A 16,275-nucleotide genomic window follows, 5' to 3' on the forward strand; every position below is an offset into this window, starting at 1 on the left:
CCAGGTGTAACCTGTTACAATTTATTTTATTAAAATGTTTCAAAATGGGGGAAGTTATATAGGCGGATAAAATAGAATTTTATAAATTGAATGGTGCAATAAAGCAAAGGGGTCTGTGTAATGGGTTTCACACACAGAAGTACCAAGTTTTGGATATGCCATTCTTGCTTTAAAAAGTTAACTATATAAAAATCAATTGATTTTATTAAAGTTAGCAAGTATTTATTAGGACATTGAAAAGTGAATAAAAGTGTACATTGAAAATAACTATTTCTGCAGTTTTTAAACATTGATAAATATTTTTCATGTATTTTAAAAGCTTGGCATTAAACTTGGTGTTTTTGGATAAAAGTTTATAGATAACTCCTAATAACTTTCTTATTGATTAATTCTGTATACATCTATGTGATTTACATTGAGTGCATTTTAAGGTGTGAAAGTAGAATTGATTTGCATATTGGTAATATACACTGATACAAGGCTTTACGAAGATAACAAGATCTTTGTTTGGGTAGCATTGTATATCACCAATTTTATTTAAAATGTATTTATTTGTATAAATTTCATACTAGGAATAAAGAAGATAGGAAAGTTAAGTAGATTTATAGACATCTTAATTTTATCAATTATCTTTTATATGAAAAACATTAAGATTCATGGTTCTTTCTATATTGTCAAAAAAAGGTATTTTTAAGATGATTCGAATGAGCATTGCTAAATTCTTTTATAAATTCATGTAAGACCTGGAATATTTTGATTTGAACAAGGAATTGAATTCAGGGGAAATGATATCATACATTTTTGTAGTTGATTTTTAAATCTGTTGATATCTTTCATTAAGGAAGATGTTGACAAGTGAGTTCTTTCCTTTATTTCAAGTTGATGTTTGGTAACAGGCAGATAGTTTCTGCTGGGGATGACTTGAGCAATGATAAAAGTATTAGTTTTATCATTCTTTACATATTTTTCTTACATCTAGTGTTAAGAGAAATGAGGATATGGGATTAATTTGATTATGAATTAAATTGGTTTCATAACGAATAGTTGCTTTAAGATCGATTATATGATGAGGATTTAAAAATATATTTAACAAAATCTTTTTATTGAAAAACTTCATCTAATTAAATTTACCAACATCAATAGAAATAAAATTTATATAAAACATATTCTTTTGTATTTATACGAATATGATAGCCACATGCAAAGGATTAAAGAGCTTAATTAGATACAAAAAGCGCTGATAACTTTTCTATAATGGTTATGCTTCAGAAAGGGAAAATCAAAGTATACTTTCGTTTTTATAGTTCTAAACGAAATTTAAAGAAAGGAAAGAGGTGTATCATTTATGACTATTTAATAATCTATAAATGGTATACTGGGGAAAAATGAATTTATGAAAAAAAATTCAGTCAAGAAGTTTTTAGTGGGTGCTCTTGCTGTAACGACAGTTTTCAGCATGTCATTTACAGTAGACGCAGCACTAAACAGCGAAACCACTCCTGCGAGTCTTCTAGATGAGCTCACTGCGGGAAATGCAATTTCCACTAAACAGTATGAGCCAGATGATGTCGTAACTGTAATTGTGGAATTAGATGGGGAAACTACCCTAGATGTAGACGAATATGTTACTATGTTTCAAAATAACAGTATTGGTTATTCTGCTGATGCGTCTGTGGCAGCTTACCGTGCAGATATGGTAAGTCAGCAAGAGGAGATAGAAACTCAAATTTCAGCATTTGCTCCTAATGCGACATTTAAGTATCACTATACTAACCTGCTTAATGGTTTTGCAGTACAGGTTGAGTACAAATACATAGAAAAGATTGAAGCTTTGGATGGAGTAATGTCAGTTTATCTAACTCAAAGCTACAACTATGATGATAATTGGGAAGTAAATGAAGAGGATGCAGAATACATGTCTCTAGAAGAGTATTATGAGCTTACTGGAGCTGATGCAATCGACTTGAGCAAGTCTGCTACAGCTGATGCTGGTTCTACTAGTCAGATGGGTCTTGAAGCTGCTTGGGATGCAGGTTATACTGGTGCCGGCAAAGTTGTTGGTGTTTTCGACAGTAGTCTTCGTTATACTCATAAGTTATTTTCTTATATGGATCCAGAAATAGAAGCAGATGGTGAAAATGGTTTACTTTCTAACTATAAAACAAAAAATAATCTGCTTGAATCTATCAAAGCTAATCAGGATACTTTGAATCTATTTGTATCTGGTTGGGGAAGCTGGTTCCATGGTTATGATGAGACTGGTTTTTCAACAGATATACAAAATGCTATTTTGAATGGTGATTTCTATTACAATTCTAAAGTTCCTTTCTCTGTTGATTATGCTTGCGGTGATTTGGATACATGGGATGGAGATTCTAGTAGCCATGGTACACATGTCAGCGGTATTGTTGCTGGTAATGGTGGAGAAGGTTATGACGAAACTTCTGGTGTCAAAGGTTCTGCCTATGATGCTCAAATTATGTTCTTTAAGGTATTTGATGAAAATGATGACTTTGGTCAAGAATCTGATGAAGCTGTATTTGCCGCTTTAGATGATGCTGTTACTCTAGGTGTCAATGCCTTCAATTTATCTCTTGGTATCCCTAACGGATTTACAACTATGAATACTTATGCTCAAGCAGGTTATCAACGTGCTTATAACCGTGCTAGTGCTAGCGGTATTTCTATCTGTGTTTCTGCAGGTAATGATGCTCGTGATAGTCATCCAGGAGCTTTAGTAAGCGGATACACTACTTTATTACCTAACAGTGCCTCAGCTGGTTTCTCTGGTTCATTATATGCACCTATGACTATTGCTTCTGCTCAAGGTACTGGTTATTCTTATACTAACAATTGGACAGATACTGTTGCAGCTGCTGTAAATGCAGATGGTGATGCTGTAAATAGTGTTACAATCACAGATATTTATGACCCTGCATTGGGTGATACATTGACTGGTACTTATGAGTTAGTTGATTGTGGTGATGGTTCTTCTATTACACAGGATTTAACTGGTAAGGTTGCCTTAGTAAAACGTCCTTATGGTTATGTTCCTTATGATGAAGAAGGAATTAAAGCAGCACAACAAAATGCTTATAATGCTGGTGCTGTAGCAGTTTATATGACTTTCGATAACTACAGTAGCTATTTTGGTACTAATGGTTTATGGACTGGTGAAAATGGTGAAAGTATTCCTGTTTTTGGTGGAACAGCTACTAATAGCAGTGTTTATACTACTTTATCTACCGCTCTTGCTGATGGTACTGTAAATGTAAGCTTCTCTTCTACAGCGCAATCTCAGCCTGTAGCTCGTAGCTATAGTGATACTGGTCCATCAAGCTTTACTTCTTGGGGTGTTACTGAATCTATGAATTTAAAACCAGATGTAATGTCTCCAGGTGGTAATATTTGGTCTGCAGGAGCATCATCTGATACTGCTTTATCTTCAAAGAGTGGTACTTCTATGGCTTCTCCAAATGCAGAAGGACTATTTATTCTTGCACAACAATATGTAGATGATAATCTAGATACTTTTGGAGTAAAAGTTGGAACTCAGGAATATTCTAATTTAGTAAATCAATTAGTAGCTTCTACTGCTGTAGCTTATCAACCATTTGTAAGCTCTTCAGATTTGACTCGTCAGAACTTGTATTTCTCTCCAAGACGTCAAGGTGCTGGTATGGTCAATATCGATAATGTGATCAACAGCTTAGTTGTGTTACACAACGAAGTACCTTATAATGCTGTTACTGGTGAAGCTCCTCGTGCTAAAGTAGAACTAGGTGATAAATTAGGTACAAATTTTGATATTAAATTTACTATGGATAATTATGATTCTGTAGCTAAGACATTCGATGTATTAGCATGTCTTCAAACAGACAATACTACAGAAGCTAATGGACGTACAAATCTTGCAGATGTTAATACTTATGGTTCAGATATTGATGCAATCGAAGATGGTGTGATGAAAGTAACTGCTGTTTCTGGTGGTACTGTTGTTAGTGCATCTGATAACATCAATCGTTATAGTGATAATGCTTCTGCAACACAAATTTCTGTTCCTGCTAACAGTTCAGTTGAAATTACAGTTAATGTAACTTTGAACGAAGAAACAATGAATGCTTATGATGCAAAATACCCTAACGGTATGTTCTTAGAAGGTTTTGTCTTCTTTGATAATGTAGATTCTGATTATGAAACTCTTAGCATTCCTTATATGGGATTCAGAGGAGACTGGAATGCAGCTCCAATCTTCGATTTAGCTACTGCTTATGATGACATTAGCGGATTAGCTACTTCTGATGCTAATTATCCTTTATTCTACACAACTACTTTAAATTCTCTAGTTGATGGTTATGATGTGGTTTTAGGTGCAAACCAATTTACTGGAGCATCTTTACCAGATTATTTTGGAGAATCTTCAACAAGTTATTATAATACGATCCGTAACTATTTAAATAATTTACGTAATGGTGGAGAATTAAATGGTGCTTATGCTACTATTTCTCCAAATGGAGATGGTAAGGATGATATCGCTTATGCAGCACTTTATTTATTACGTAATGCTAAAGCTTTATGTGTAGTAATCAAAGATGAAGCTGGAAATGTTGTTAATGTAATTGGACCTGAATATGAATATTTTGAAGCAAAAGTTAATGACGGTAATTTAACACAACAAGCTGCTTTAAGCTATGGAACTAAATATAATCGTCAAATGTACTGGGATGGTACTGATCTTGATGGTAATATGGTAAAAGAAGGTACTTATACTTTTGAAGTTCGTGCTATGTTAGAATATGAATATTTAAATTCTGTAGATTATGGTAATGATGATTCATGTCTAGATGCTTTGATGAATTCTGATAATGTTCAGACTCAATCATTTAATGTAAATGTAGACGTAACTGCACCTAAAGTTGATTCATCTTTAGATGGTGATGTTCTTACTATTAATGCTAGTGATGCATCTGGTATCCAGGCTGTAGCTGTTTATAGTAATGGTACTCGTGTTAGTGATATTATTCGTGTAAACAATACTGAAACAACTACAACAATTAATTTAAGTGACTTGGCTGAAGGTTATGATAAGAATAATTTAGAAGTTCAAGTTGTAGATTATGGTATGAATATGGCATCTTCTACCGTAAATTTAGTTGATGTAAATAAAACAGCATTACAAATTGCTGTTGATACAGCTAATACATTAAAAGATAATGGTGCTTTAGAAAATGTTGTACCAGTTGTAGTAACTGAATTTAATGAAGCATTAGCTGAAGCTGAAAGTATTTTAGCAAATCCTAGTGCAAGTCAATCAACTGTTGATACATCATTCTATCGTTTAGCTAACGCTATTCAGATGTTAGACTTTATTAAAGGTGATACAACTGCTTTAGAAGACTTGATCAATAAAGTAAATGGTTATGCAGAAGAAGATTATACAACAGATTCATGGGCAGCATTACAAGAAGCATTAGATGCAGCAAAAGAAGTAGCTGCAGATGAAAATGCTTTAGAAAGTGATGTAAATGAAGCATTTGATAATTTAACAAATGCAATTGGAAACTTAGTCTTAAGAGCTGATAAGACAAGATTACAAGAAATGTATGATAAAGTAGATGGCTTAGATAAGAGCTTATATACTGAAGCTAGTGTTGCAAATTTAGCAGAACCAATGGCAAATGCTAAAGCGGTATTAGATAATCCAAATGCAACTCAAGAAGAAGTAGATAGCGCTTATGCAACATTGACAAGAGCATACTTAGACTTAAGATTGATTCCAAATAAGGATTTATTACAAGACTTAATTAATAAAGCAAATGGATTAAATGCAGCTAACTATACAGCAAAAACATGGTCAGTAGTAGAAAGTGCATTAGAAGAAGCTAAAGCAGCTTTAGATAATGAAAATATTGATCAAGCAGGTATAGAAGCAGCATATGAAAACTTAATGGCTAGTATCAATGGATTGGAAGTAGTTGCTTCAGGTGATACAACTGTAACTACAGGAACTACTGGAGCAAAAGGATCAATCAATACTGGTGATACAACTAGTATGATTAGTGCATTAGGATTATTAGCATCATTAGGTGCAATTGCTTATCTTAAGAGAAAAAAATATAATTAATATTAAGTTTGATATTTAAAGCTACCGAGTTTTGACTTGGTAGCTTTTCTATTAACATCTAAATATCAATGATGCTAAATTTTTATAATATATTGCATCATAATAGATGATGAATATTTTATAAGTTATTGTTATTTAGTAAAAGTAATAAAATATCATAAATATCAATATTTATTTTTCTTGTTTTTTATTGGAATAAATGGCATAATGATTAAAAAGAAAGGATGAGTGCCATGTTACAGCAAGAACGACATAATCAAATACTCGCTAGATTAAATTTGGAAGGACAGGTACGAGTTAAAGATTTAAGCAAAGAATTTGATGTAACAGAAGATTGTATTAGAAAAGATTTGACGATCTTAGAAAAGGCGAATAAATTGAAAAGAATCCATGGTGGAGCAACTCAGCTACGTGTGAATTTACATACTATAAATGTTAATGATCGTAGAGAAATTCGAGTTACGGAAAAGAAAATTATTGCTCAAAAAGCAATAGAACTTATAAAGCCGGGAACGATGGTTTTTTTAGGAATATCAACAGTAACTTTAGAAATTGCAAAATTAATATACCAAAGAAATTTAAATGTTACAGTTGTTACAAATATGATCGATATTATGAAAATATTTACTCAGGATTGTGCAACACAGTTGATTTTTATTGGTGGAGGCTTAAATAGAGCTAGAGATGGTTTTATTGGTTCGATTACAATAAATCAATTAAGAAAATATAAATTTGATTTATCTTTTTTAGGGGTTGTAGGAATAGATGTGTATAATGGCAAAGTTACGACTTATGATGTGAATGATGGTTTAACGAAAAAAGAAGTTATTCATTCAAGTAAGAAATGTTATATGGTCGCAGAAACAGCTAAGTTAGAATTGGATGGTAATTATGTATTTGCTGATATTGGTGATTTTAATGGCTATATTTGTGAAGTGGGTCTTGAAATTGAAATGGAAAATAGAATGAAAGGCTATGGTTTGGAAATCATTTGATAATGATTTCTTTTTTATTGTTTTTTATCGAAAAATTATCGAAAATTATTATTTTATACTTGAATTATAGTGATTTTGAAGTATAATATAATTAGAAAACAATAAAAAACAATAATTAAGGAGGGGATAAGATGGAGAATTTAATTCAAACAGGAAGAATTGATATTTTGAAAGATAAGATGCTCAAAGCTCCGCGATATGCATCTATTGAGCAGGCAAGAATCATTACTCGAGTCTATCAAGAAAATGAAGAATTATCGATTCCTAAAAAAAGAGCATTATCTTTAAAAACGGCATTAGAAGAATTAGAAATCAGTGTAGAAAAAGAAGAGCTGATTGTAGGAAATCGAACTAAAGGGGTACGGTATGGTGTTGTTTTTCCTGAAAGTGGCTGTTCGTGGATCAATAAAGAATTTGAAACATTGCCTTCAAGACCACAAGATAAATTTTTAGTAAGAGAAAAAGATATTCAGGAATTTAGAGAAGAAATCTATCCATATTGGAATGGAAAATCTATGGAAGATGTAATTAAAAACAATTATGGTAAAGAAATCAATGCAATAGCTAAAGTTGTGAAAATAAACCAAAAAGATCATGCTCAGGGTCATATTTGTCCAGATTCAGCATTATGGTTAAAATTAGGACCAAAAGGATTAATAAAAAAAGCTCAAAAGAAATTGACGGAATGTGATGAAAGTCAAAAGGAATTTTATGAATGCACGATTCTTGTTTTGGAAGGAGCGGTAAATTTCATGGTTAGGTATCATGATTATATTATGAACATGATAGAAGAAGTTGAAGATGAATATCAAGATTCTTTAAAAAATGTTGCTAAGATTTGTATGAATCTTTCGAAAAGACCGCCGGAAAGTTTTCATGAAGCCGTTCAAGCATTATGGTTTTTGTTTGTTATCTTGCATATGGAGTCAAATGCTTCATCGTTTTCACCGGGAAGAATGGATCAATATATGTATCCATATTATCAAAAAGATCTTATTGAAGGAAAAATCACAAAGCAGGATGCTTTAGAAATCTTAGAATGTTTATGGTTGAAGTTCAATCAAATCGTTTATTTAAGAAATAAAAATAGTGCTAAATATTTTGCCGGTTTTCCAATTGGTTTTAATATTGCTCTTGGGGGATTAGATGAATTTGGAAATGATATTTATAATGAATTATCACTGCTGTGTTTAAAAGCACAATATCATTTAGGACTGCCACAGCCAAATTTATCAGTACGATTAAATAAAAATTCATCTCATGAATTAATGCATGAGGCAATTAAAGTCGTTGCTAAAGGAAGCGGAATGCCCCAATTTTTCAATGATGAAGCAATCGTTCATGCAATGATCGAAGATTTAGGAATTGAAAAAAAAGATGCTAGAAATTATGCAATCGTTGGTTGTGTTGAATTAACGACTCATGGAAATAATTTAGGCTGGTCTGATGCCGCGATGTTTAATTTAAATAAAGCATTGGAACTAACTTTAAATAACGGAAAGTGCTTATTGACAAATGAAAAAATCGGTTTAGATTTGGGAAATCTTGAAACATATGAAACATTTGCTGATCTAGAAGCGGCATTTACAAAACAAATTGATTATTTTATTGAGGCGATGATGAAAGCTGAAATCGTAGTTGAAAAAGCGCATCAGAATTGTCTACCATCAGCTTTTTTATCAACCGTTATTGATGATTGTTTAGAAAATGGTTTAGATGTGACGTGTGGTGGGGCCAAATATAATTTATCAGGTATCCAAATGATTCAGATTGCTAATCTAGCTGACTCACTTGCAGCTATTAAAAAGTTGGTTTATGATGAGCAGATGATTTCAAAACATGAATTATTGGAGTCATTAAAAGCTGATTTTAAAGGCCATGAAATCACACAAACAATGCTGTTAAATAAAGTTCCTAAATATGGAAATGATGTAAAATGGGTTGATGATCTAGGAGCTAAGTGGGCCGGCTATTTTAGAAAAAAAATGAAAGATTATCGAAATTATCGTGGGGGATTATATCATACAGGAATGTATACTGTTTCTGCACATGTGCCTATGGGTGAAAATGTAGGGGCTTCACCAGATGGAAGAAATGCTTTGACACCACTTGCTGATGGTGGAATGTCACCAGTTTATGGTCGTGACATGGCTGGACCAACAGCAGTTTTAAAATCAGTATCACGGATGAATGATTCTTATACTACAAATGGTGGATTGTTGAATATGAAGTTTTTACCAGAATTTTTTAATTCCGAAACGGGAATGATGAAGTTTGAAAATTTCTTAAGAGCATTTGTTGATTTAAAAATTCCTCATATTCAATTTAACGTTGTAAGACGTGATGATCTGCTCGATGCTAAGGTTCATCCTGAAAGACATAGATCATTAACGATACGTGTCGCTGGATATACGGCATATTTTGTCGAGTTAGCAGGAAAGTTACAAGATGAAATTATTGAAAGAACAGCATATGAAGATATCTAATGCGTTAATATTTGATATCAAAAGATTTGCCGTTCATGATGGACAGGGATTAAGGACGACGGTTTTTTTTAAAGGCTGTCCGCTAAGATGTAAATGGTGTCAAAATCCAGAAGGATTATCATTAAAAAGAAGACCGCTATATTTTAAAAATAGTTGTATTCATTGTAAAAGATGTGAACAATTTTCAAAAGAAGATCAAATGATTTATAAAAACGATCGTCCCTATTTTAATCTTCGTTATGAAGGGGATTTTGATAATCTGATAAAAGTTTGTCCAGCTGCAGCAATACGTTACGATAGTGAAGAGTATGATATTGAAAAGTTAATAGAAAAAATCAAAGAAGATCTAGTTTTTTTTAGAGATGATGGTGGTGTAACTTTTTCTGGCGGAGAACCGCTCATGCAAGGTGAGTTTTTAACCACTATATTAAAAAAATGTAAAGAAGAGGGAATTCATACAGCGATAGAAACGACTCTATATGCTCCATTAGATTTAATAAAAGATATTTTACCGTACTTAGATTTGATATATGTTGATTTAAAAGTTTTTGATGAAAATAAGCATCAGGAATTAACAAATGTTTCTGTAAAAACAATCAAAGAACATATTCGATATATATTAGAAAGTGAACATAAAGATAAGGTTATTATCAGGACACCATTAATACCTTTAATGACGGCAACTGATGAAAATATCATAAATATTGCTAGTTTTATAGTGGATATTTATCCTGAAGTAAAATATGAATTATTAAATTATAATCCCTTAGCGGCATCTAAATATGAGCTTGTTGATTTGGAATATCCAATTAATAAACATTATAAAATGTTTAATAAAAAACAGATGCAGCATTTTTATGATCTTGTTTATCAAACTGGTTTAAAAAATTTAATTATTGAATAGGAGAAAAAAGAGATGGAATTTATTATTGATACAGTAGATTTAGAAGAAATCAAGGATGCTATAGATCACATGCCAATTACTGGAGTAACCAGCAATCCTTCGATCGTTAAAGCAACAAGTCCTAAAAACTTCTTTGAACATATGAAAGAAGTAAGAAAGATCATTGGTAAGGAAAGAAGTCTCCATGTCCAGGTTATTTCTAAAGATTGTGATGAAATAGTCAAAGAAGGTCATCGTATTTTAGAAGAAATCGATGATCAGGTATATATTAAAGTACCAGTATCCTATGAAGGTATCAAAGCGATAAAAATTTTGAAAAGTGAGGGACATAATGTAACCGCAACAGCTGTATATGATTTAATGCAGGCATACATGGCGCTAGCGGCAAAAGCAGATTATATTGCGCCATATGTAAATCGAATCGGAAATTTAGGAAGTGATCCATATGAATTGATCAATGAGTTATCAAATCGAATCGTTATGGATAATTATGAATGTAAGATCTTAGCAGCAAGTTTTAAAGGCCTCCAGCAAGTACGCGATGCCTTTAATGCCGGAGCTCAGAGTGTAACAGCGCCAGTAGCGGTATTGAAACAAATCTTTGCAAATCCAAATATTGAAAAAGCGGTAAATGATTTTAATAATGACTGGTACGATGTTTATGGTAAAGGCAAAGGAATTTGTGATTTATAAATATAAAAAGCAAGTCAAAAAAACTTGCTTTAATTTTTTTAAAAGATAAGATCTAAGCTGTTATGATGCATTTACGAGGACATTTTTCCTTACATATGCCACAGTTTGTACACTTAGTATAATCAATTCGTGCTAATGAGTTTTCAATGATAATAGCATTATTAGGACAATTTCTAGCACATAAACCGCAACCAATACAGCTGACACTGCAATTTTTTCGAGCTCGTAGAGCTGGCTCTTTAGAATTGCATTTAACATAAGCTTGTTTTTGATAAGGAATCAAAGAAATAACATTATTGGGACAAATTTTGAGACATTTACCACAAGCTTGGCACAAATCAGGATCAACTACGGCGACACCATCAATGATTGAAATCGCATTATATTCACATATTTGAACACAGCTGCCATAACCCATACAGCCATGACTGCATTGTTTATCACCACCACCAGGAACGATAGCTGCGTTATTACAGTCTTTTACACCATAATACAAATATTGAATCGTTGCATTTTTACAAGTACCGCCACAACGAACAAAAGCTCGCATACGGATCGTTGCTTCACTTTCAACACCCATGATTTTTGCAATCGCATCAGCAACATTTTTGCCACCAACTGGACATTGATTGACTTTAGCTTCGCCAGTAACGATAGCTTTAGCTAAACCATCACAGCCAGGATAGCCACAACCGCCACAATTATTACCAGGCAGTTCTTCACGAATCTGAATTTCTTTTTCATCAACGGAAATTGAGAATTTTTCACTAGCAATCGTAAGGAGAATAGCAATCAGTAAACCAATAGTTCCAACAAGCAAAGTTGCAATTATAACATCGTTCATGTCATTGTCTCCTTTCTATATCAATCCTGAAAAACCGATAAACGCAATTGCCATCAATCCTGCTGTAATAAGAATGATCGGGGATCCTTGAAATGATAAAGGTATATCATTATCAGCAATCTTTTCTCTAATTCCAGCCATGATTATAATCGCGATCGTAAATCCTAAAGCTGTTGAAAACCCGCAGACTAAACTAGTTAAAACATCATAATTATTTTGAACATTGGTCAAAGCTACACCTAAAACTGCACAATTGGTAGTAATTAAAGGAAGATAGACACCTAAAGAACTGTATAGTCCTGAGCTATATTTTTTTAAAAACATTTCAACTAATTGAACCAGGGCGGCAATTACAAGGATAAAAGTAACCGTATTTAAATATTCTAGATTAAAAGCTGCTAGAACTTTATAAAGCAAACTGGTGACAAATGAGGCTATTGACATTACAAAGATCACGGCTCCTCCCATACCGGCTGCAGTTTCAATTTTTTTAGAAACACCTAGAAAAGGGCATAAACCTAAAAACTGACTTAGAACAACATTGTTTACTAAAGCAACGCTAATTAAAAGTAGAATCATTCCTTTCATCTATTTTTCCTCCCTTAAATCACATTGACTTTCTTCGTTGTGGCTATGACAATGAAGACAATCGTGATTACAATCATTATTTTTTAAATTATTAGTTGCACTAGGTAATTTTAAGCGGTTTTGGATAGCTGTTAAACCAGCTAGAACAAAGAAAGCCCCTGGAGCCATAACAAATATTGCGGCCGGTTCTAATTGAGCAAAAAAGTTATAAATATTAGAACCAGCTAAATCTTTAAACAATGGTGCAAATTCGATTCCAAAAAAAGTACCACTGCCTAGAACTTCCCTAATCAAGCCGATACAGGTCAACGCTAGAGTAAAACCTAGTCCCATACCAATTCCATCAAATAATGAAAGAATACAGTTATTTTTAGAAGCATAGGCCTCAGCGCGTCCTAAAATAATACAATTAACGACAATTAAGGGAATATAGATACCTAGAGTATCATATAATGATGGTAAATATGCTTGAAGTAGTAATTGTACGATCGTTACCATTGAAGCAACAATAACGATATATGAGGGAATACGCATTCTTTCAGGAATGATCTTTCTTAGTAATGAAATAACAAAGTTGGAAGCCATCAAGACAGCTGTTGTTGTTAAGCCCATTCCTAGACCATTGATCGAAGAAGTTGTTACCGCTAAAGTAGGGCACATTCCCAGCATTAAGATCAAGGTTGGATTTTCTTTGATGATTCCATTATAAAGACGTTCTATATATTTATTCATAAACGACCTCCTTGATTTCCTGATTGATCATTAAAGCTCCATTTATCGCATTATTAAAGGCTGATGAAGTAATCGTTGCACCACTGAGAGCATCGATTTCCTGTTCGTTTTGTTTGCCAGTTTTAGTGATAATAAAGTTTTTAACCGATTTATTGTAGTACTGACTTTTAAAACTTTCATTTCTAGCGTTCATTCCTAAACCAACTGTTTCATCAATTGAAAGAACTTCAATACCTGTTATTTTATCTTCGCTGTCAATTCCGACAACCAAGGTAATATCGCCACCATAGCCATCTTTAGTAGTAACTTTGATGACGTGACCAATTAATTGCTTATTGTCATCTATAGCTTTCAATACATCATCAATAACAATGCCGTTATCACCAAAATAATAATTTTTATTTTTAATAGTTTCGGGAAATTTTTTTACTATATCATCAATTTGTTGATCGTTTTCAAATGTTTTACCATTTTTAAAAACACTTTGATATGAATCCTGGATGACTTTTTCATTTTGGATTGCAATCGGTTCTTTAGTAAGAAGATTGACACAAGCTAAAGAAAAACCTGCTGTTATGGTAATGATTACAAAGATGACTATATCTTTGAAAAAACTTTTTTTCATTTTTGCTTACCCCCACTGCTCTTTATTTTGGGTACTGTTACTTTTTCAATCAACGGCACTAATAAGTTAGAAATAATGATTGCAAATGACATCCCTTCAGGTGAATTACCATAAAGTCTAAATACTGCTGCTAATATTCCTACTATTAAGCCAAAAACTATTTTACCATTAGGGGTAATCGGACTAGTTACGTAATCAGTTGCCATAAAAAAGGCACCAATGATAAATCCTCCACCACATATTTGTTTCAATAAATAATCAAAATTGCAATCTTTATTAATAAAGATGATCAAACTAAATGATATTAAAACTGCTAGTGGGATCTTAGGACTAATAACTTTTTTATAAATCAAATATCCCGCCCCGATCAATAAAGCAATTACTGATGTTTCACCAATAGTACCACTAGTATTTCCAATAAATAAATTAAACAAATTTACATCTTGTCCATCTCTTAATAAAGCTAAAGGCGTAGCACTGCTGGTTGCATCGATATTGACAAAAGAATTCATTTTTCCTGCAAATGAAATTAATAGAAAACAGCGGGCTGCTAAAGCTGGATTCATAAAATTTTGGCCAAGACCACCAAATAATTGTTTAACAACAATAATTGCAAAAACACTGCCAAGAACTACCATCCATAGTGGGAGAGAACTTGATAAACACAAGGCTAATAAAAGACCTGTAATTGCAGCGGAACCATCTTTAATAGTAATAGGTAATTTCATCAGTCGCTGATACAAATATTCACTTAGTACAGCGCTAATTACAGCAACAGTTATAACTAAAAAAGCATCAAGACCAAATTGATAAATACCAAAAATCGTTGCTGGCATTAAAGCGATAAGAACATCATACATAATATTTTTAGTTGTAATAGAACTGCGGATATGGGGAGCAGTAGACACATTAAATAGATTATCCATTATTTAGCTCCTTTCTGACGATCATCATTGATTGCCTTTTTTATTTTTTTAAAAGATTGGGTCATATTTCGTTTAGCGGGACAGATATATGTACAGCAGCCACATTCCATACAATCACTGCCATGTACTTTTAAAAAATTATCTTTATCACCATTTTTAGCATAACGATATAATAGCTGGGGAATTAAACCAATTGGACATACAGAAACACAACGACTACAATGAATACAAGGGGTAGGGGTGTTTTTAGATACTTCGTCTTCACTTAAACAAACAAGCGCTGATGAAGTTTTAGAAACCGGAATTTCTAAATTGAATAAGGCTGTTCCCATCATAGGACCACCTGAAATTATTTTTTGCGGATGTATCTTGAAGCCATCACAGGCATCGACAAGAATCTGATATTTTGTTCCTAAACGAACTCTAAAATTTTGTGGTTTACTGATTACATCACCAGTGACGGTAACGATTTTTTCAATTAAAGGGATATTTAAAGCTACTGCATCGTAAATAGCGATAATTGAAGCTACATTACTGACAATACAGCCTACATCAGCAGGTAACATGCCGTTTTTTATATTTTGGTTAGTCAATACTTTAATTAGGACACGTTCGCTTCCTTGCGGATATTTTGTTTGTAAGATGGCAATTTCAATTTTAGGTTCATTTTTAATAGCATTTTCGATTTGACTTATAGCATCAGGTTTATTATCTTCGATGGCAATAATTGCTTTAGCATTTTTAAACAGCTGTAATTGGATTTTGATTCCAGCAATTAGTTTTTCGGTTTCTTCGAGCATTAAACGATAATCCGAAGTTAAATAGGGCTCACATTCAGCACCATTGATAATAACATATTTGATGGCATCATCATCTTTAGGCGTATTTTTAACTGCACTAGGAAAACCAGCACCACCTAGTCCGACAATTCCCGCATGAGCAATTAATTCGCGAATTTGAGTACTACTATAATTTTGATAATTATTAATAGTATTATATTCAGGAACTGTTTGATATTGGTGATCATTAGTTATAATAATACAATCAGTATAAAAACCATTTGCCACAAGGCGCTTATCGATAGCTTTTACTGTTCCTGAAATAGAACTGGCAACATTGGCAGAGATCATTCCGCTGCCATTGGCGATAATTTGTCCAACTAAAACATGATCACCTTTTTTAACTGTTGCTTTAGCAGGGGCTCCAATATGTTGAGATAATGGGAAAATTAATTCATCTCCAGGTGATAATGTCCGGATTGGATGATTGGCAGAAATGAATTTATTATCGTTAGGGTGAATACCGCCTTTGAAAGTAAATTTTTTCATATTAATGACTCCTTTTTGAGGTATATAAGT

General features: G+C 32.8%; 11 protein-coding genes. 5 read left to right on the forward strand and 6 right to left on the reverse strand.

Annotated elements, in window-relative coordinates:
• The first annotated feature begins 1,393 nt into the window (after positions 1–1,393).
• The 5 genes from OC535_RS02745 to OC535_RS02765 all read left to right on the forward strand — a co-directional run bounded on the left by OC535_RS02745 (position 1,394) and on the right by OC535_RS02765 (position 11,202).
• A complete protein-coding gene (locus OC535_RS02745) occupies positions 1,394–6,124 on the forward strand; it encodes an Fn3-like domain-containing protein (protein ID WP_498823097.1) in 4,731 nt (1,576 codons plus the stop codon).
• Positions 6,125–6,357: 233 nt separating this feature from the next.
• Complete coding sequence (locus tag OC535_RS02750; RefSeq protein ID WP_024722103.1) at positions 6,358–7,119, forward strand: DeoR/GlpR family DNA-binding transcription regulator; 762 nt, start codon at positions 6,358–6,360, stop codon at positions 7,117–7,119.
• A gap of 131 nt (positions 7,120–7,250) precedes the next feature.
• Entirely contained in the window at positions 7,251–9,605 is a 2,355-nt protein-coding gene (locus OC535_RS02755) for a glycyl radical protein (protein ID WP_498823098.1), read from the forward strand.
• A complete protein-coding gene (locus tag OC535_RS02760) occupies positions 9,568–10,509 on the forward strand; it encodes a glycyl-radical enzyme activating protein (RefSeq protein WP_498823099.1) in 942 nt (313 codons plus the stop codon). The genes OC535_RS02755 and OC535_RS02760 overlap by 38 nt, the downstream gene beginning before the upstream one ends.
• Before the next feature lie 12 nt (positions 10,510–10,521).
• Positions 10,522–11,202 (forward strand): fructose-6-phosphate aldolase, encoded by a 681-nt coding sequence (locus OC535_RS02765; RefSeq protein ID WP_498823100.1) that lies wholly within the window; start codon positions 10,522–10,524, stop codon positions 11,200–11,202.
• 52 nt (positions 11,203–11,254) lie between these two features.
• Here the strand turns inward: OC535_RS02765 and OC535_RS02770 are convergent, their stop codons facing one another.
• The 6 genes from OC535_RS02770 to rsxC are packed head-to-tail and all read right to left on the reverse strand — an operon-like array spanning position 11,255 to position 16,245.
• A complete protein-coding gene (locus OC535_RS02770; RefSeq protein ID WP_498823101.1) occupies positions 11,255–12,046 on the reverse strand; it encodes an RnfABCDGE type electron transport complex subunit B in 792 nt (263 codons plus the stop codon).
• A gap of 15 nt (positions 12,047–12,061) precedes the next feature.
• Positions 12,062–12,634, reverse strand: a complete 573-nt coding sequence (locus OC535_RS02775; RefSeq protein ID WP_227053604.1) for an electron transport complex protein RnfA — start codon at positions 12,632–12,634, stop codon at positions 12,062–12,064.
• The gene (rsxE, locus tag OC535_RS02780) at positions 12,635–13,366 is read right to left on the reverse strand and encodes an electron transport complex subunit RsxE (RefSeq protein ID WP_027090101.1); all 732 of its coding nucleotides are present in this window, start codon (positions 13,364–13,366) and stop codon (positions 12,635–12,637) included.
• The gene (locus OC535_RS02785; protein WP_024722099.1) at positions 13,359–13,991 is read right to left on the reverse strand and encodes an RnfABCDGE type electron transport complex subunit G; all 633 of its coding nucleotides are present in this window, start codon (positions 13,989–13,991) and stop codon (positions 13,359–13,361) included. The genes rsxE and OC535_RS02785 overlap by 8 nt, the downstream gene beginning before the upstream one ends.
• Complete coding sequence (locus OC535_RS02790) at positions 13,988–14,917, reverse strand: RnfABCDGE type electron transport complex subunit D (protein WP_227053605.1); 930 nt, start codon at positions 14,915–14,917, stop codon at positions 13,988–13,990. The genes OC535_RS02785 and OC535_RS02790 overlap by 4 nt, the downstream gene beginning before the upstream one ends.
• Positions 14,917–16,245: an electron transport complex subunit RsxC gene (gene rsxC / locus OC535_RS02795; protein ID WP_498823102.1), complete on the reverse strand. Its 1,329-nt coding sequence runs from the start codon at positions 16,243–16,245 to the stop codon at positions 14,917–14,919. The genes OC535_RS02790 and rsxC overlap by 1 nt, the downstream gene beginning before the upstream one ends.
• Positions 16,246–16,275 lie beyond the last annotated feature (30 nt).

Source organism: Clostridium sp. Marseille-Q5894 (assembly GCF_946902305.1).
GTDB lineage: Bacteria > Bacillota_I > Bacilli_A > Erysipelotrichales > Coprobacillaceae > Thomasclavelia.